We start from the raw sequence: 18,193 nt of genomic DNA on the forward strand, positions 1-18,193 counted from the left end.
AGGAGAAGCCGCTTAATCCAGCAGTTTCTTGCGCACGATATCCGTGACAATCTTCGGGTTTGCCTTGCCCTGGCTGGCCTTCATGGCCTGGCCGGTGAACCAGTTCATGGCCTTTTCATTGCCCCCCTTCACCTCGGCGACCTTGTCCGGATTCGCGGCCAGGATCTGCTCCACAATCGCCTCTAGGGCCCCCGTATCACTCACCTGCTCAAAGCCCTTGGCCTTGATGATGGGTGCCGCACTCTGACCAGTGGTAAACATCTCGGCAAAGACTTCCTTCGCCTGATTGTTGCTGATCTTGCCAGACTCCACCACAGCCACGAGCTCATTCAATGCTTCAGGTTTGACCGGGCAGGAGGCAATGCCTTCTTCGCTGTCTTTCATCAGACCCAGCAGGTCATTGATCACCCAGTTCGCCACCTTTTTCGCGGGCACTTTGGGATCGGCAGAAACGGCCGCTTCATAGTAACTGGCCAGGGCCTTGTCACTGGCCAGCACTCCAGCATCATAGGCACTGCAACCGTAGTCGGATTCAAACCGCGCACGCTTTTCATGCGGCAATTCTGGAACCTGCGGGCGCACTCGATCGACGATGCTTTCCGTGCGCAGCGGGATCAGATCTGGATCAGGGAAGTAACGGTAATCGTGAGCATCTTCCTTGCCCCGCATGAAGATCGTTTCACCACGATCATCGTCCCAGCGCCAGGTGCTTTGCTCCAGCTTCCCGCCACTGTCTAACACGCCGATCTGGCGATCCACCTCATACTTGATGGCGCGGCGCACCGCCGACATGGAGTTGATGTTTTTGAGTTCGATTTTCGTGCCTAAATCCTTCTGGCCTTCAGGACGAATGCTGATGTTCACATCGCAGCGCATGTTGCCTTTTTCCATGTCGGCATCGCTGACGCCCCCATAGATCAAGATCTGCCGCAGACTGGTGATGCAAGCAAAGGCCTCCTCCGCACTGTCAATGTCTGGCTCCGTCACGATCTCCATCAGCGGCGTGCCGGCACGGTTAAAGTCAATGGTGGTGAACTTATCATGGTGGGTACTTTTGCCCACATCTTCTTCCAAATGGATGCGTGTCAGCTTCACGGACTTGCCCGGATTGACGATGCTCTTTTGCGCATCTTTCGGGTAGGCCAGATCATACAGCGGGATTCCGCCGCCCAGACACAGAGGCAGATCATTCTGCGTGATCTGGTAGTTTTTTGGCATGTCCGGGTAGAAGTAGTTTTTGCGATCCCACTTCACCACGGGCGGCGTGCTGCAGCCCAGCATCATGCCTGTGAGGATGGTCTTTTCGATGGCGGCTTCATTCAGCACGGGCAGTGCCCCTGGCAGCCCCAAACAGGTGGGGCAGGTATTCGTATTCGGCTCTTCACCCACCATGACCGGGCAGGCGCAGAACATCTTGCTCTGCGTGGTCAATTGCGCGTGAACTTCAAGGCCGATGGTGACTGTGTACTTGGGCATGGGAGGGCATGACATTGGAATCCCTTTCCCCTGCTGGCAAGTGGGGCTTCGGCATGAGCGCTGGAGATTTTCAGGGGAAACGCGGTAAAACAAGGCTGCTAAATGTTAACATAACACATTCTTCCCTTCATCCTTCACAGGATTGTCCGCCATGGCCGCGTTTATGCCTCACCAACCCAATGAAAACGCTGCCACTTCTCCTCACCACCCTTTTTGCCTGGGGTCTTCACTCCCAGGCTGCCGATTGGTCCCAGCAAGCCCTTGAAGATGCCAAGCAGGATCGCACCAGCATCCCATATGACGGAGTCACGCCTAACAAAATGGTCTGTGACACCACCCTGCGCCTGCTGCCCGATGGCACCTGGGGTCTGATGATCCTGGCTGGAGGAGACTTTGAGCCGTCTCCTGAAAACTACACTGGCATCACCTTCAGCAAGGACGAAGGCCGCACGTGGTCCCCCTTGCAGCCAGTGGACACAGGCCTGCCGCGCTCGGGAGAAACCATTGGGCAGTGCATCACTGAATTGATGGTCCGCGAGGACCGCTGCACGGCTTTCCTTTCCACCCATTCGCAGACGTGGGGCCGCCACTGGAAGTCCTGGATGATGCACAGTGACGACAGTTGCAAAACGTGGTCGAAGCCGAAGCCGGTTCCTGGCCGTCTGGCCAACTTCACCTTCGTGCGCAATCACATCACCACACGTGATGGCCGCATCCTCATCCCCTTCCAGCATTACGTGGGCCCCGGTGCAGACGTGCCACCGCCCCCTGCTGAAGAAAAACCCTGGCACAAGGCCCTCACCCACTACGTCAGCAATCCCCGCAACGGTGTCCTCATCAGCAATGATGGAGGCAAGACCTACACCGAGCATGGCAATGTGCGCCTGACGACCGATGACCGCTACCATGGCTGGGCCGAGAATAACATCGTGGAGCTTAGCGATGGTCGCATCGCCATGATCATCCGGGGAGATCGCCTGGGCGGTGTACTTTATTATGCTGAATCCAAGGATGGCGGCAAAACATGGCCCGAGTTTGCCACCAAGACGGATATTCCGAACCCCGGCAGCAAAGCCACCCTTTATCCCCTGGGCGGCGATGCCGTGGCCATGCTGCACAACCCGAATCCCAAACATCGCAGTCCCCTTTCTCTCTGGATCAGCTTTGACGGCATGAAGACCTGGCCCTACCAACGCGTGCTCGTGAAAGAATCCAGCGATGGCCCCAAAGGTCGGCTGAACTATCCGGACGGTTTTGTCAGTGCCGATAAAAAGTGGCTGCACTTCGCCTACGATGACAATCGCCACCGCGCCGTGCATTACAGCGCCAAACTGCCCGCTATCCCCTAACCATCTTTGCGGATGCAAAATCTTCTCAACCGCTTCACCGGCCTGTATCCCCTCTGGCTGCTTGCCTTTGCCGCCTTGGCTTTTGTAAAACCCGAGAGCCTCTCCTGGTTCTCTGGACAATGGATCACCTGGGCACTGACCACCGTCATGCTGGGCATGGGCTTTACCCTGACTGTGGATGACTTCCGCCGCCTGCTGAAGATGCCAGGCTGCGTCGCGCTTGGTTTTGCGGCTCAATACACCATCATGCCGTTGGCAGGGTGGGCCGTTGCAAAGGCCATGGAGTTGGAACCTGGCTTTGCCATCGGCCTCATCCTCGTCGCCAGTTGTCCTGGTGGCACCGCCTCCAACATGATCACCTACCTGGCCCGCGCCAATGTGGCCCTGTCGGTCATTCTCACCTTAGCCTCCACGCTGTTGGCTTTCATCATGACCCCGCTCTGGTGCAAAACGCTGGCTGGCACCTATGTGGCCGTGGATGCCTGGGGCCTGTGCCTTTCCACCCTTCAGGCCGTCGTGGTGCCAGTCATCATCGGCGTGCTGTGCAACTGGCGGTTCCCTCAAACAGTTGCCAAAGTGGCCACGCTCGGCCCCGTTGTCTCCGTGATCGCCATCTGCTTCATCACGGGCGGCATCGTCGCCCAGAGCGCCGATTCCATGGCCGCGAATGCGGGCAAGCTCACCCTGGCTGTAGCCTTGCTCCACCTCATCGGCTTTGCCCTCGGCCACGGGGTTTCAAAAGTCTTTGGCTACTCCGAGGACGTCGCTCGCACCGTGTCCATCGAGGTCGGCATGCAAAACGGAGGCATGGCCGCCATGCTGGCGAAAAAGCACTTCACCACCGAACCGCTTTCCGCCGTGCCAGCCGTCTTCAGCGCCCTGATGCAAAACCTCATCGGCTCGCTCCTCGCCGCGTGGTGGCGTGCCCGGCCTGTGCCATCCACAGAGGTCTCCGATAAAAATTGCCCATGAGCCGCAGCCACATCTACTACTGGAAATGCGACCGCCCGGCAGCCTTCCACGGCACCGAGATGCAGACCTCAGCGGCTGATCTTCATCCTCAGGTTCTCACCCTCCTCAAAAAGCGAAATCCTGGCCTAACCATTGATTTAAAAGAGGGCGGCGGACAGGGCAATCACCGCACCTTCATCGCCCACATTGGCGAGCAAGATGTGTTTGTGCGGATTGAAGATGGGCCGGAGCAGGATGATTACATCAAGACCGAATCCCGCGTGCAAGAAGCGGTGCGGGCCCTGGGCGTTCGCACGCCAAGGATTCTGGGCGTGGATGCCAGCCGCCGTGACGTACCTTTTGCTTGGCAGCTCATGGAGATGGTGCGTTTTCCAGACCTCAACGATTGGCATAAACGGGGAGAGCTGGACCTGCCCCGCATGGCTCATGAAATCGGCGCTGCCGTGGCCCGCTGGCAAGACGTTCCGGTGGACGGTTTCGGTCCCTTTCAATCAGGAGGTCAAGGTTTAACAGGCTTTCATGCCAGTTATGCCGATTACTTTCATCTGCACCTCGACCGCCATCTGGATTTCCTCACCCAGCACCAGTTTCTCACCCAGACCGAGGCCGATGAAATTCGCCAGGAAATCAAGATCCATGACCCACTGCTCAAGCTGAAGTGCGGCTGTCTAGTCCACAAGGATCTTGCTCTTTGGAACATCCTCGGCAAGAAGGATGAAATCGTCGCCTTCATTGATTGGGACGACTCCATTTCAGGAGATCCCATGGATGACCTGTCTTTGCTCGGCTGCTTCTATGATGGCCCCGTGATCGCGCAAGCTCTGGCCGGTTATCAACGACTCAAACCGCTCCCCCAAGAGTATCGTCGGCGCTTCTGGCTGCATCTACTGCGCAACATGATCGTGAAAGCCGTCATTCGTGTGGGAGCGGGTTACTTTGACCGTAACGACGGCTTTTTCCTCATCGGTTCCGGCAGCACGGGTGCAGACCTACGCCGCCTCACTCAGGCCCGGCTTCAAGCTGCGCTCCAGGGGCTACGAACCGACGCAGCTCTAGCCACACTTTAGCAGATCCCTTTTCCTTTCTTATGAGTCCTCCTTCGCCCCCTCACATCGGCACCTGGCTTTCCATTGGTTCCCCAGTCATTGCAGAGTTGGCCGCTGCCTGCGGTTTTGACTGGGTCTTGCTAGACCTAGAGCATGGCTGCGAATCTGAAGCTGCCATTCCTAACCAACTCCGTGCTCTACGCGGCAGCTCCACCCAGGGCATCGTGCGTGTGGGGGCCCCTCATTCAGACCTCATCGCCCGCGTTCTCGACTGGGGCGCGCACGGCATCATGGTCCCCCATGTCAACACCGCCGCCGAGGCCGAAGCCATCGTGAAAGCTGCGCACTATGCCCCACGGGGTCACCGTGGCTTTTCACGCACCGTTCGCACTTACGACTATGGTTTGAATCCGCCAGGAGATGCCCCCCCCAGCCCCATCATCCTAGCGCAGATCGAGACCCTGCAGGGAGTCGAACAGGCAGCGGCCATCGCAGCCGTGGACGGCATTGACGCCTTATTCGTTGGGCCAGCCGACCTCGGGCATGACATGAAAGTGCGCCAGAGCAAGATCCCATACGATGACTGCCTCCACGCCGTGGCCCATGCAGCCAAGCAGTCAGGCAAGGCCAGCGGCATCCTCATTCGCCATGCTCAGGACCTCGATAAAATGCGCACCATCGGCTTCACCTGGTTGGCCATTGATTCCGATCTGTCCCTCCTGCGAGCAGGATTCCTAGGCCATATGCAAGCCGCGAAATCCTAACCAATTATCCATCAACCACACTCTTCCTCCTCATCTCCTATGAAGCTCTGCCTAGCCCTCCTATCCTGGCTGTCATTATCAGCCCTGGCTCAAAACGATGCCCCCCTGCCCCAATCCATCTTGGAGTTGCCGCTAAAACCTGCGGTCATCAATACCGATCCCGGCCCCGAATATTCCGATGAACAACGCGACTACGCCATGGTCATCGGCATGGATCGCACGCCCAAAGGCCGCATCTGGGCCGCCTGGGTCGCAGGGGGAGATAGCCCGCGTGCCTACTTCGTCGCGGCAAGCAGTGACGACGAAGGCAAGACTTGGTCTAAACCACGCCTAGTCATTGATGTGCCAGATGCCCCCACAGGGTTGGAAGTGAGCGTGCTGGTGGGTAATTTTTGGACAGATCCCACAGGCCGTCTGTGGCTTTTTTATGATCAGTCTCTTTCGATGTTCGATGGCCGTGCCGGGCTCTGGGCCATCACCTGCGACAATCCAGATGATGACAAACCCGTGTGGTCTGAACCGCGCCGCATCTGGCATGGCATGACGCTGAACAAACCCACCGTGCTTAGCAACGGTGAGTGGCTGCTGCCCATCTCCCTCTGGACGCGCGACCGTATCGGCGTCCCAGAACTTCGAGAGACAGGTTATGCCGATCTCGATGAAGTGCGCATGGCCAACCTGTTTGTTTCGACAGATAAAGGCACCACCTGGACGCGACGCGGGGGTGTCATGGTACCCGAAACAGATTTCGATGAACACATGGTGGTCGAACTCAAAGATGGTCGTCTGTGGCTGCTAGCCCGCACCAAACAAGGCATCTCAGAAAGCTTCTCCAGCGATCAAGGCCGCACCTGGAGTGAGGCCAAACCTTCCGTGATTCAAAATGTCAGCGCCCGCTTTTTCATTCGTCGTCTTGCTTCCGGGAATCTGGTCCTCGTCAAAAATGGCCCGCTGGACAAGCGTATCAAAGGCCGCAGCCACATGACGGCATTTATCTCCGAAGATGACGGTAAGACCTGGAATGGCGGCCTGATTCTCGATGAACGCAATGGGGTGTCTTATCCCGATGGTTTTCAATCCCCCGATGGCATCATCAACATCATCCATGATCGTGAACGCGCCAAAGAACGGGAAATCATCATGCACCGGGTCACTGAGGCCGATATCTTGGCAGGCAAATTGGTGACGCCCAGTTCGCAGACCAAGATGCTGGTCAGCAAGGCACGTGGGGCTGAGATCGGCGAACGCCTTTACAATGGCATCCAGCTTCCTGGCGAGTGGCCACCGCGTGATCTTGACGCGAAAAGCTACGAGCCCATGCCCGTGCCTTACTTGAAAGCCAAGCCCAAGATCATCCCGATTGATAAGGGCAGGCAGCTCTTCGTGGACGATTTCCTCATCGAAAGCACCGACCTCAAGCGCACCTTTCACCAGGCACGCAAACACGAAAAGAATCCCGTTTTTAAACCCGAGACGAAATATGAGCTGGATCCCGTGAAGATCGAAGGTGACGAGCAGGCCGTCTGCTACTTGGGTCATGGCGGCGTGTTTTTTGATCCGAAAGAAGATCTCTACAAGATGTTCTACACCGCCGGCTGGCGCGGTGGGCTGGCCCTCGCCACAAGTAAGGACTTGCTCAACTGGAAGCGGCCAAACGTCGGGACCATCGGTGGCAATCTCCTGCTGCCTCCAGGGCCCGAATGGGCAGGCGGTGATAACAGCGTGTGGCTAGACGTGAATGCCAAGGACCCCATGCAGCGGGTAAAGATGATGACCGACCGCCGACCATTGCCCGTGAGCCATACTCTGCAAACTTCTCCCGATGGCAAAGTCTGGTCTCAAGGCGTAGCGACTGGCAAAGCAGGCGATTACTGTTCCTTCTTTTACAATCCTTTCCGTAAGGTCTGGTGCTACAGCATCAAGCAGGGCGGCGAACATGGGCGCAACCGCTGGTATGCTGAAAACACGGACTTCATCAAAGGGGCCGACTGGAGTAAATCCGTTTTTTGGTGCAATGCCGATAAGCTGGATGAACCCGATCCAAAGATCGGCGATCCGGCCCAGCTCTACAGCCTCAATGCCACCGCCTACGAAAGCCTGATGCTGGGTGAGTTCTACATTCACCTCGGCCCGGATAACAAACTATGTGACGATGGCAAATTCCCCAAAATTACGGAAATCAAACTCGGCTTCAGCCGTGATGGTTTCCACTGGGACCGCCCTGACCGCCAGCCTTTCATCGCGGCCACCCGAAAAGAGGGTGACTGGGATCGCGCCTACATCCATGGCACCACGGGGGTCTGCATTGTCAAAGAAGATGAGATTTGGTTCCCCTACACAGGTTACTCAGGCATCGCCCCGAATGGCAAACGCGGCATGTACACAGGTGCGGCCGTCGGCATGGCCGTGCTCCGTCGCGATGGTTTTGCATCCATGGATGCCGGTGAAAAAGAAGGCAGCCTCACCACTGAAACGGTCGCCTTCAATGGTCGTCATTTGCGGGTCAATGCCTCGACAGCCAAGGGTGAATTGAGAGTCGAGGTCCTGGATGAAAAGGGCGAGGTCATCGCCCCCTACACCAAAGAAAATTGCGTCCCTTTGAAAGCGGATGCGACCCAACAGACCGTTGCCTGGAAAGGGGCCGACTCCGTGGATGCAGTGCGTGGTCAGCCGCTGAAGTTCCGCTTTCACCTCAAGCAAGGTAGCCTGTATTCCTTCTGGACCAGCCAAACACCGTAACTCTAAAAAAACTCAATACCTAAAAATCAAAGAGGAGCGTGTCACCACGCTCCTCTTTTTATTTTCAGTCGTTTATACTGACCTCACTTTTTCACCTTCTTCGGAGGAGGGGCAAGGAAGGCCTTGGGGCCCACTTCAGCACGGATTTCAGTATTGCGCCGGATGATCACGCTCAGTGTCTGCTGTTCGACCAAGCGCACCATTTCACGGGGCAGATAAGCCTGATACCAAAAACGATCTCCATCCCGCAGGCGGGTGAATTGATCCGCCAGAATCTTATGAAAGGTAGGCCCCACCATGGCCCCTGGCACATCAGCTTCAGCCAGGCCGCCGATCCAGAGATCAATGTCCGCTGGGCTTTCGTAAGCTGCATCCAACTTCGCCGCGACCTCGGGGCTTTTATTCACGTCAGCGAACTTCAGGATCGGCTTCAGACCCAGCGCTTGACGAGTCGCCGCCAAAGCTGGCAGCCCATGGTCACGACCACGCTGAATATTGAGGGAGGCGAGGTCCAATCCGCCGGCCCCAGGTGCGCCGAACAAGAAGTTTCGCACGTCATCAATCACCATTTCATCCAGCTCCTGAGCACGTTGGGAGGCCATGCCACGCAGGATTACGTCAATGCCTTCGTTGCTGATTTCCTGAGGCTGGAAGAAGGAACCTGCAAGGCTGAGGCTGCCTGCGGCAATTTCTTGCCCTTGTGCATCAATGCGCAGCAGCGTGGGAGACAGCAAGCTATGACCCAGGCGATAAGCCGCTGTCGCAAACTCATTGCTGATCGTCGGATCTACATTCGTCTTGTAACCCCGATAAGGCTTCAGCGCAGCAGGACCTAACAAGATGGGCAAAAATTCACGATAGGTGATGGCCTGCATCTCTGCGGCCACGATCATACGGGCAAACTGGTAGATCTCCTCATCGGCAGCTTCAGGGTTCGATCCGCGATAAAGGTCAGCCCACCAGTTGTGCTCACGTAGAAACAAGGTGTGGATGGCGATCAAGCCGACCTGCTCATTCACGCGCACGTCTCCTGTGACAAAAAAGGATGGCCCTAGCGGGACATTGGGCAGATTATCGGTATTAAAGGGCAGCAGGTCGCCATGAGCACTCGTGCTCACTTTGAGACGGCCCGTACCATCATTGGCCCGCAAAGCAGCCGCACGCGTGGCATCGGATCCATACACCTGGGAGGCATCAATCCAAGCGGTGAGGGCGCTCTTCTGTTGGCGAACTCCATCGATCATTTCATAAGCACTGCGGCTCAGTCCCATCGTCACTGTGCCTGTGCTTGTGGGATCGAACTGGGCATCACCTGTCGGCACTGTGATCGGGAACGCCTCAGCCGGGGTGGCGGTGGGCGTTTCATCCAGGTCATGGTCCAGAAACTGGCCCCACTGCCAGAGAAAATCACTGGCACCACGGCGGTTTGGCCGCAGTGCGGTCTGGGCTGCGACGGCATTGCTCACCACGCGGGCGCTAGGGCGAGACGTACCCGAAGGGGCTTCCACACCATCCGCATAATCCGCAGGCACCAGGCGACGAAACGGTTTGTTAGGCGTGCCCCACTCAGCGTTGGCCACGTTGTTCGCCGAACCATCCGCTGTGCGAAACTCCTCAGGCAGCGTAAAGGACTCAGGCAGAGCGGTGGGACGTGGAACCCCTGGATTCTTTGGCGGCTGCGGCTTGCCTGCGGGAGGTTGCTGTGGCGGGTTCCCTTGTGGCGGCTTGCCCGGGTCTGCACGCGGAATGGGAGCCGGATCACCCGAACGGCCTTGCGGGGGAGTGCCCACGCCAGGTTTGGGTGGCGGTCCTTGCTGGGCGAGGGAGACACCTGCCACACTCAGCAGCGCAAGCGTGGCCGTAGTGCGGAGAAAGCGACGGGGATTGGAGTTCGGTTTCATGGTCTGATTTGTTGGTTTGGCCGTGTGCCGCCAGTCGGACCAGCGTCATCACACCAGTAACAGACCACCCCCATGTTAAGACTATGTGTCAGCCAACCGGGTTTATTGTGAAGGAACGGTAAATGTGGATTAAAAAGGGACCTCCACACGTTGGGCGCTCCTCTTTCGCCTCACTCCAAGGTCGGCTTAAACACACCTTCTCGACACAAAAAACCCCACTGCCCGAAGACCGTGGGGTTTTAAGAGATGGCAGACTCTAAATCTGCACTTCAATGGTTAGGCATTCGCACGCAGGATCTGAGCGAGCACATACGGCAGGATGCCGCCAGCGCGGTAGTAATCAATTTCCACAGGGGTATCAATGCGCACCACAAGAGGGATATCGAAGCTGCTGCCATCGGCCTTGGTCACACGCAGGGTGGCCTCGCTCTGGGGTTTGGTCTCATTGGAGATGCCCAGGATGCTGAAGGTGGCATCGGCCAGATCCTTCACCTTGTCGTAGTCAGCCTTGTCCTTGAAGTTGCACGGCAGGACACCCATGCCCACCAGGTTGCTGCGGTGGATACGCTCGAAGGACTTCGTGATCACGGCTTTGACACCGAGGAGACGAGTTCCCTTGGCGGCCCAGTCGCGGCTGCTGCCCATGCCGTAATCTTCACCACCGATGATGATGCTAGGCGTACCTGCTGCCATGTAGGCGATGGCAGCATCGTAGATGCTCATCTCTGTGCCCGCTGGCTGGAGCAGGGTGTCTCCACCTTCCTTGCCGCCGAGCATGAGGTTCTTGATGCGCACGTTGGCGAAGGTACCGCGGGTCATCACCCGGTCATTGCCACGGCGGCTGCCGTAGCTGTTGAAGTCACTCTGCGCCACCCCGTTTTCGCCGAGGAAACGCCCCGCAGGGCTGGTCTTCTTGATGGCACCGGCAGGGCTGATGTGGTCCGTCGTGACGCTGTCACCGAAGATGCCCAGAGGCCGTGCATTGACGATCTCGTGGATGTCATTCGGCTCCATGCTGAAGTCCTCAAAGAACGGAGGATGCTGGATGTAGGTGCTCTTCTCGTCCCAGCCATAGACCAGACCGGTGGAAGCGGGGATCTCATTCCACTTCGGATTCTGGCTGGCAAAGTCCGTGTAGAGAGCGCGGAAGACGTCTGGAGAAAGGGCGGATTTGAGGGCGTCCTGGATCTCCTGAAGGGAAGGCCAGATGTCCTTGAGGTAAATGCCTGTGCCAGGAACGATTTCGTCCTTGCTCAGGTCAATGTCCACCGTGCCTGCAATGGCGTAGGCCACCACGAGCGGAGGGCTCATGAGGAAGTTCGCCTTGATGCTCTGGTGCACACGCGCTTCAAAGTTGCGGTTCCCAGAAAGCACGCTGGCAGCGACGATGTCTTCCGCCTTCACCACATCTTCGATGCCTGCATCCAGAGGACCGGAATTGCCGATGCAAGTGGTGCAACCGTAACCGACGGTCTGGAAGCCCAGCTTGTCGAGCTCGACCTGGAGGCCGGTTTTGTTCAGGTAATCTGTCACCACGCGGCTGCCTGGTCCGAGGCTGGTTTTCACCGCTGGTTTCACAGTCAGGCCTTTGGCATTGGCTTTCTGGGCCAGGAGACCGGCGGCCAGCATGACGCTTGGGTTGCTGGTGTTCGTGCAGCTGGTGATGGCGGCGATGAGGACGCTGCCGTGGGTGATGACGTCTTTTTCACCACCTTTGCTGTCCACGCTCACTTCATACAGAGGATAGGCAGCTTGGTCGCTGCTCTCCGTGACCACGCCTTCCTGAGCACCAAAAGCGCTAGAAACCGAATCCTGGTTGTCAGGGATGGAGTCCAGCGTGGCAGGAACTTCAGGAGCTTCGCCGACAGCCAGTTCAGGGATCTTGCCATAGCCCTGAGGCGTTGGTTTGGTCAGAATGTCATTCCAGGTGCTCTTGAGAGCCTCCACGGTGATGCGATCCTGCGGGCGTTTTGGCCCAGCCACGGAAGGCTGGATGTCGCCCAAGTCGAGGGTCAGTTCGCTGGTGAATTCCACCTCGCCCTTTTTCGGGATGCCGAACATGCCCTGAGCGGTGTAGTAGTTTTTGAAGGTCGTGCAAAGCTCTTCCGTGCGGCCTGTACCACGCAGGTAATTAACGCACTCTTCATCCACCGGGAAGAAGCCCATCGTGGCACCATATTCAGGAGCCATGTTGGCGATCGTCGCGCGGTCTGGCAGCGGCAAGCTTTCAGCACCTGGGCCATAAAATTCGACGAACTTGCCCACCACACCGTGCTTGCGCAGCATCTGGGTGCAATGCAGGGCCAGATCCGTCGCGGTCACGCCTTCACGCAGGCTGCCCGTGAGGTAAACACCCACCACTTCAGGCACCAGGAAGGTCACCGGCTGGCCCAGCATCCCGGCTTCCGCCTCGATGCCGCCCACACCCCAGGCCACCACGCCCAGGCCGTTGATCATGGTCGTGTGGCTGTCTGTGCCGACGAGTGTATCAGGATAAAACACGCCATCTTTTTCCAAAACACCCTTGGCTAAGTACTCCAGGTTCACCTGGTGGACGATGCCGATGCCAGGAGGCACCACCTTGAAAGTATCGAAAGCCTGCTCACCCCATTTCAGGAATTCATAACGCTCGCGGTTACGCTCAAACTCAAGGGCCAGGTTCTGATTCAGCGCCGCCTGGGTGCCGGCAAAGTCCACCTGCACGCTGTGGTCCACCACGAGATCCACCGGTACCAGGGGCTCGATCATCTTCGTGTTCTTGCCCATCTTCGCCACGGCACTGCGCATGGCAGCGAGGTCCACCAAAAGAGGCACGCCCGTGAAGTCCTGAAGGACGATGCGAGCCACGGTGAATGGGATCTCATAGTCACCTGGGTTCTTGGCATTCCAGTTGGCCAAATTTGTGACATCCTTCTCAGTCACCTTCTTACCGTCCAGATTGCGCAGCAGGGACTCCAGCACGATGCGGATGGAAATCGGCAGTTTCGAAACGGGGCCCACACCCTGTTTTTCGAGTTCGGGCAGAGAATGATATTTGCCTGTGGAGCCGGTTCCGGTGGTGAAAGTACTGAGGGTGTTCATCGGGTGAAGATCAGGGATAGCGAGTCTAGCACGATTGGCACCAAAATTTTGCAGCTTTTCACCAGGATCGCTCCGCCATCCGTATGCGCGCAATTCAGCGCTCGGCCACCCGCTGAAAGACCTTCGGTGTCTCCATGGCCGTCTTCTTGGGCTGGGGAGCAGGCTTAGGGTCCAGGTTCTTTGCCAGATCTTCTTCTGTGACGGTGGATTCCACACCCTCCGCTGGAACCTCCACCTTCGTCACCCATAGCAGGGCATTCAGAATGATTTTGCGGAATTCGGGATTACCCCAGTTCTTGTGGAAATGCCCACCGGTAAAACCGAAACCGCGCCCGCCATCGGGCCGCTCGACCGACCACATCATGGACTCCATCTCGCCCTTTTGAGCCTGGATGTGGGGATACGGCCCTTTTGGATACACATACGGGCCGTCGCGGGTAGCATCCGATGGAGCCGCCATCAGGATGGGTACGAAGGAAGTGTCATCATCCTTGGCTGCCGCAATGCCATCCCCAAATGCGGGGCGAAAGCGCATGTTAAAATACCACTCGTCCTCGATTTTGAAAGGTTTCACTCCACGGGTGATCGGGTGCACCGGGAAGGTGGTGAAGCTAGGCTCCCAGATCGGATTGCAGGAGTAGGAGTTCTCATAGTGCCCCCCGAGCCAAGATTGGAATTCTTTGCCACCCAGCTCTGGTACCACCTCCACCCCATAGTGCATGCAGCCATAACCCACCCCACGCGCCATCAGTCCGCGCAGAGTTTCCAGGTGCGTCCCCTGCACGGCCGGGTGCCCCTTGCCGCCATCGGCATAGATCACCACCGCATCCGCGTCGGCAAAGGTGGCCTCATCCGTCACCCAGCCCATGTCATGGCGATCCACCACCAGCCCCGGCAGCGCCTTCAGGCATTTTTCGATCAAAAGCGACCCCGCACGGAATTCGTGCATACCCGCAGGATGGGAGGGCTTGCCCGCGATGAAGACGAGCTTCTGCTTGCCATCCGGCGTGACGGCGGAGGCCAGAGTGGCGGTAACAAAGAGTACGAACAGGGAAAGTCGGCGCATAGAATGCTCTCAGCATGAAGGGGCCGCCCCCTGCTGTGCAAGTCCCTTTCTCAGGTCCCCCAGCCCCCCTGTCACATTTTTGCTGGTTGTATGCCGCTGGTTATCCGCTTTCATCCGCCCATGCTCGAACTCATCAGCGTCTCCCACATTTTCACCCGGCCAGCGAAGGAGGCCCTGACGGCGCTGGATCATGTGAGCTTCAGCGTGCCGGCCGGGCACCTGCTGGCGGTGATCGGCTCCACCGGCAGTGGCAAAAGCACCCTGCTACACCTTCTCGCCGGTCTGCAGCATCCCGGTGGTGGCACCGTCCTGTTTCGAGGCAAGGACCTCGGCCAGGCTGCCCTGCATCCCAATGAAATCGGCTATGTCCCCGCTTCGGACCACGTGCTTTCAGAGGTGCTCACCGTGCGTGAAAGCGTGATGAGTGCCCTCATGCTCCGAGTAGCCGGACAGACCAAGGACGAGCGAGTGGACCGCGCCTCCCACCTACTCGTCGGCGTCGGTTTGGAAAACGTCGCCAGCCACCGGGTCAGCACCCTCAGCCCCACGCAAAAACGCCGCCTGAAGCTGGCCCTCGCCCTCGTCAGCGATCCGTCCCTGGTCATCTGCGATGAATTCACCGACGGCCTCGACGCCAAATCCCAAAGCGAGATGGCCGCCCTGTTGAAGTTTATCACCACGGATCATCCTGCCCGTGTCGTCATTCACGCCACCCAGATGGCCGCTAACCTCGCCGCGTATGACACTGTCGTCATCCTGCACGAAGGCCACGTCTGCTTCCACGGCCCCTCCCGCGCCGTCACCCACTACTTCAGCATCCAGGCCATCGAGGAACTCTACCCCCGCCTCGCCAAACGCCCTGCCTCCCGCTGGGGTGAATCCTGGATGCGTCACCGCGACTCCTACTACGCGGCCTTCAAGCTCGGCAGCGCCGGGGAGTCCCTCAAAGCCCCTGATGAGGAGGAGGACGGAGCCGACTCCCAGCGTATCACCCTGCCTGCCAATGAGAAACCCGCCGCACCCGAAGCCCCGGCTGAACCGCCCGCCCCCGCAGCCCCGCCACTCCCCAGCCTCCAGGCCCAGGCCCAGCACCTCATCCAGCGCCGCTGGACCATCCTCCGCCGCAACCAACGCGAGTGGACCAGCCAGCTCATCCTCCTGGTCCTGGCCCCCGTAGTCGCAGCCCTCCTCCTGCTGCCCAATGATCACTACCTCAGCGAAGTCACCTCCGGCGACACCTCCCCTGCCGTTCTCTGGCCCGCCGCCTATACCTGCGCCATGGGCTGGCTGCTGCAGATCCTCCTCGCCCTCGTCTTCGGCGTGCGCAACGGCGCCCGCGAGATCGCCGGTGAGCGCCCCCTCTACCGCCGCGAACTGGCCGGTGGCCTCCGCCCCACCGCCTACCTCCTGGGCAAGCTCGGCTTCATCCTGCCCATCGTTATTTTGCAAACCTTCCTGTTAGGCCTGACGGTCGAAATCCTCACCGGCGGCCTCCCCGGATTCGCCCTTCCCCGCCTGCTGCTGCTCTGCCTCACCGGCATCGCCTTTAGCAGCCTCTGCCTCGCCGTATCCGCCCATTGCCGCACGGCTGAGCGCGCCCACAGCCAGGCCTGGACCCTGGCCTTTGCGAACCTCTTCCTCTGTGGAGCCCTCCTGGGTTTCCCCCGCGTCCTCGGCAGCGTCCTCCATCCTCTGGTCACCGCTCACTATGGCTGGTCCGGCGGCATCGAAACCCTGAAAGGCACCCCGCTTTTCGAGCCCCTCACGCTCCTGGTACGCACCTGGTTTGCCACACCCACTCTCGCCGTCATCGTCCTACTCATCCACTTTGGCATCGGCGTCCTGCTGACCTTGCGCGGCCTGCGCAAGACCCACTAGCCCCATCTTCCGCAACAACGGAACAAACAAAGCGATATCGGCACGCCACCTGCGTGTTAAGCTGGCCCCAACCCCATTTATGACAGCCCACCCCAGACTCCTGTCGTGGATCGAAGAGATCCGTCACCTTTGCCAGCCCGAAAATGTCCGCCTCTGCAACGGCTCCCAAGCCGAATACGACGAACTCTGCGCCCTCCTCGTCGCCAACGGCACCTTCAAAAAGCTCAATGAAAAGAAGCGCCCCAACTCCTACCTCGCCTGGTCAGATCCCAATGACGTCGCCCGCGTGGAGGACCGCACCTTCATCTGCAGCGCCCGCAAGATAGACGCCGGCCCCACCAACAACTGGATGCCCCCGGCTGAGATGAAGGCCAAGCTCAAAGGCCTCTTCACCGGCTGCATGAAGGGCCGCACCATGTATGTGGTTCCCTTCTGCATGGGCCCCCTCGGTTCGCCCTTTTCCGTCATCGGCGTGGAGATCACCGATTCCCCCTACGTCGCCGTCTCCATGCGCATCATGACCCGCATGGGCCAGCCGGTGCTGGATCAGCTCGGCGACAGCGGCGATTTCGTCCCCTGCCTCCACAGCGTGGGCAAACCCCTCACCGCAGGTGAAGCCGACGTCCCCTGGCCCTGCAGCGACACCAAATACATCGTCCACTTCCCGGAAGAACGCAGTATCTGGAGCTATGGCAGCGGCTACGGCGGCAATGCCTTGCTCGGCAAAAAATGCCTCGCCCTCCGCATCGCCAGCGTCATGGGCCGTGATGAAGGCTGGATGGCCGAGCACATGCTCATCTGCGGCGTGGAATCGCCCGACGGCCGAAAAAACTACGTCGCCGCCGCCTTCCCCAGCGCCTGCGGCAAGACCAATTTTGCCATGCTAGTCCCTCCCGCCTCGTATCGGGAGCAGGGCTGGAAAGTCACCGTCGTGGGCGATGACATTGCCTGGCTCCGCCCCGGCCCCGATGGCCGTCTCTGGGCCACAAACCCCGAGGCAGGTTACTTCGGCGTCGCCCCCGGCACCTCCTGGGAATCGAACCCCAACGCCATGGCCTCCTGCAAAGAAAACACCATCTTCACCAACGTCGCCCTCACCGACGATGGCGATGTCTGGTGGGAAGGCATGACTCCCGAGATCCCCGCCTACCTCACCGACTGGCGGGGCGAAACCTGGGAGGCCGACTGTGGCCGACTCGCAGCACACCCCAACAGCCGCTTCACCGCCCCTGCCGCCCAGTGCCCCACCATTGATCCCGACTGGGAAAAGCCCGAAGGCGTCCCCATCTCCGCCATCATCTTCGGCGGCCGCCGCGCCACCACCTTCCCCCTCGTCTTCCAGTCATTCAACTGGGTCCACGGCGTCTTCCTTGGTGCCAACATGGGCAGCGAAACCACCGCCGCCGCCGCTGGTGCCGTCGGCAAAGTGCGCCGCGATCCCATGGCCATGCTCCCCTTCTGCGGCTACAACATGGGCGACTATTTCGGCCACTGGCTACACATGCGCAAAAACATCAACGAACCCCCGCGCATCTTCCATGTGAACTGGTTCCGCAAAAGCGCCGAAGGCAAATTCCTCTGGCCTGGCTTTGGGGAAAACATGCGCGTCCTAGAGTGGGTCGTCAAACGCTGCCGTGGCGAAGCCCGCGGCCACGAGACCGAGCTCGGCTGGATGCCCCGCTACTCCGAGGTCAACTGGCAGGGCCTCGACTACAGCCGTGAAAAATGGAACGAGCTCATGCACTTCGATCACCGCGAATTCCGCCAGGAACTCCTCAGCACCGAAGAGCTCTACCTCGATCTCTACGACGACATGCCCAAGGAGCTCTACTACCAGCGCGAGCTCCTCGCCGGGCGCGTGTAGCAGAAGAAAGGGCCCAGTTCTCAGTGCTCAGATAAAGACCAGAGCAGTCAGGGCTCA

Annotated in this window: 11 protein-coding genes; 7 read left to right on the forward strand and 4 right to left on the reverse strand. The window is 58.9% G+C overall.

All coding sequences use genetic code 11. From position 1 onward, the window contains the following. Window positions 1–12: 12 nt before the first annotated feature. Window positions 13–1,476 (reverse strand): Asp-tRNA(Asn)/Glu-tRNA(Gln) amidotransferase subunit GatB, encoded by a 1,464-nt coding sequence (gatB, locus tag ABEB25_RS08305; protein WP_345735925.1) that lies wholly within the window; start codon window positions 1,474–1,476, stop codon window positions 13–15. Between the two features lie 179 nt (window positions 1,477–1,655). Here gatB and ABEB25_RS08310 point away from each other — a divergent pair, with 179 nt between their 5' ends. Genes ABEB25_RS08310 through ABEB25_RS08330 form a run of 5 tightly spaced genes read left to right on the forward strand, consistent with a single transcriptional unit; the run spans window position 1,656 to window position 8,346 of the window. Further along, on the forward strand, window positions 1,656–2,825 hold the full coding sequence (locus tag ABEB25_RS08310) for a sialidase family protein (protein ID WP_345735926.1): 1,170 nt from the start codon (window positions 1,656–1,658) through the stop codon (window positions 2,823–2,825). 12 nt (window positions 2,826–2,837) lie between these two features. Then, complete coding sequence (locus ABEB25_RS08315; RefSeq protein ID WP_345735927.1) at window positions 2,838–3,797, forward strand: bile acid:sodium symporter family protein; 960 nt, start codon at window positions 2,838–2,840, stop codon at window positions 3,795–3,797. Further along, window positions 3,794–4,864, forward strand: coding sequence for a phosphotransferase family protein (locus tag ABEB25_RS08320; RefSeq protein WP_345735928.1), 1,071 nt, complete (start codon window positions 3,794–3,796; stop codon window positions 4,862–4,864). Before ABEB25_RS08315 ends, ABEB25_RS08320 begins: the two co-directional genes overlap by 4 nt. Before the next feature lie 20 nt (window positions 4,865–4,884). Further along, the gene (locus ABEB25_RS08325) at window positions 4,885–5,607 is read left to right on the forward strand and encodes an HpcH/HpaI aldolase family protein (protein ID WP_345735929.1); all 723 of its coding nucleotides are present in this window, start codon (window positions 4,885–4,887) and stop codon (window positions 5,605–5,607) included. A 39-nt stretch (window positions 5,608–5,646) separates the two neighbouring features. Next, entirely contained in the window at window positions 5,647–8,346 is a 2,700-nt protein-coding gene (locus ABEB25_RS08330) for an exo-alpha-sialidase (RefSeq protein WP_345735930.1), read from the forward strand. Window positions 8,347–8,429: 83 nt separating this feature from the next. Here ABEB25_RS08330 and ABEB25_RS08335 read toward each other — a convergent pair whose 3' ends face one another. The 3 genes from ABEB25_RS08335 to ABEB25_RS08345 form a co-directional block, all read right to left on the reverse strand. After that, window positions 8,430–10,247: a peroxidase family protein gene (locus ABEB25_RS08335; protein WP_345735931.1), complete on the reverse strand. Its 1,818-nt coding sequence runs from the start codon at window positions 10,245–10,247 to the stop codon at window positions 8,430–8,432. A gap of 276 nt (window positions 10,248–10,523) precedes the next feature. Next, window positions 10,524–13,328 (reverse strand): aconitate hydratase, encoded by a 2,805-nt coding sequence (acnA, locus tag ABEB25_RS08340; protein ID WP_345735932.1) that lies wholly within the window; start codon window positions 13,326–13,328, stop codon window positions 10,524–10,526. Window positions 13,329–13,422: 94 nt separating this feature from the next. Then, window positions 13,423–14,394 (reverse strand): ThuA domain-containing protein, encoded by a 972-nt coding sequence (locus tag ABEB25_RS08345; RefSeq protein WP_345735933.1) that lies wholly within the window; start codon window positions 14,392–14,394, stop codon window positions 13,423–13,425. Window positions 14,395–14,514: 120 nt separating this feature from the next. Here ABEB25_RS08345 and ABEB25_RS08350 point away from each other — a divergent pair, with 120 nt between their 5' ends. Together ABEB25_RS08350 and ABEB25_RS08355 are read left to right on the forward strand one after the other, a co-directional pair. Continuing rightward, on the forward strand, window positions 14,515–16,272 hold the full coding sequence (locus tag ABEB25_RS08350; protein WP_345735934.1) for an ATP-binding cassette domain-containing protein: 1,758 nt from the start codon (window positions 14,515–14,517) through the stop codon (window positions 16,270–16,272). 79 nt (window positions 16,273–16,351) lie between these two features. Further along, entirely contained in the window at window positions 16,352–18,136 is a 1,785-nt protein-coding gene (locus ABEB25_RS08355; RefSeq protein WP_345735935.1) for a phosphoenolpyruvate carboxykinase (GTP), read from the forward strand. Window positions 18,137–18,193 lie beyond the last annotated feature (57 nt).

It is taken from the genome of Prosthecobacter algae, assembly GCF_039542385.1.
GTDB classification, from domain to species: Bacteria; Verrucomicrobiota; Verrucomicrobiia; order Verrucomicrobiales; family Verrucomicrobiaceae; genus Prosthecobacter; species Prosthecobacter algae.

What these genes read in the sequence shown, in the direction of transcription:
- gatB (WP_345735925.1), bottom strand. Translation starts at nt 1,476, where the DNA reads ATGCCCAAGTACACAGTCACCATCGGCCTTGAAGTTCACGCGCAATTG.
- ABEB25_RS08310 (WP_345735926.1), top strand. Translation starts at nt 1,656, where the DNA reads ATGAAAACGCTGCCACTTCTCCTCACCACCCTTTTTGCCTGGGGTCTT.
- ABEB25_RS08315 (WP_345735927.1), top strand. Translation starts at nt 2,838, where the DNA reads ATGCAAAATCTTCTCAACCGCTTCACCGGCCTGTATCCCCTCTGGCTG.
- ABEB25_RS08320 (WP_345735928.1), top strand. Translation starts at nt 3,794, where the DNA reads ATGAGCCGCAGCCACATCTACTACTGGAAATGCGACCGCCCGGCAGCC.
- ABEB25_RS08325 (WP_345735929.1), top strand. Translation starts at nt 4,885, where the DNA reads ATGAGTCCTCCTTCGCCCCCTCACATCGGCACCTGGCTTTCCATTGGT.
- ABEB25_RS08330 (WP_345735930.1), top strand. Translation starts at nt 5,647, where the DNA reads ATGAAGCTCTGCCTAGCCCTCCTATCCTGGCTGTCATTATCAGCCCTG.
- ABEB25_RS08335 (WP_345735931.1), bottom strand. Translation starts at nt 10,247, where the DNA reads ATGAAACCGAACTCCAATCCCCGTCGCTTTCTCCGCACTACGGCCACG.
- acnA (WP_345735932.1), bottom strand. Translation starts at nt 13,328, where the DNA reads ATGAACACCCTCAGTACTTTCACCACCGGAACCGGCTCCACAGGCAAA.
- ABEB25_RS08345 (WP_345735933.1), bottom strand. Translation starts at nt 14,394, where the DNA reads ATGCGCCGACTTTCCCTGTTCGTACTCTTTGTTACCGCCACTCTGGCC.
- ABEB25_RS08350 (WP_345735934.1), top strand. Translation starts at nt 14,515, where the DNA reads ATGCTCGAACTCATCAGCGTCTCCCACATTTTCACCCGGCCAGCGAAG.
- ABEB25_RS08355 (WP_345735935.1), top strand. Translation starts at nt 16,352, where the DNA reads ATGACAGCCCACCCCAGACTCCTGTCGTGGATCGAAGAGATCCGTCAC.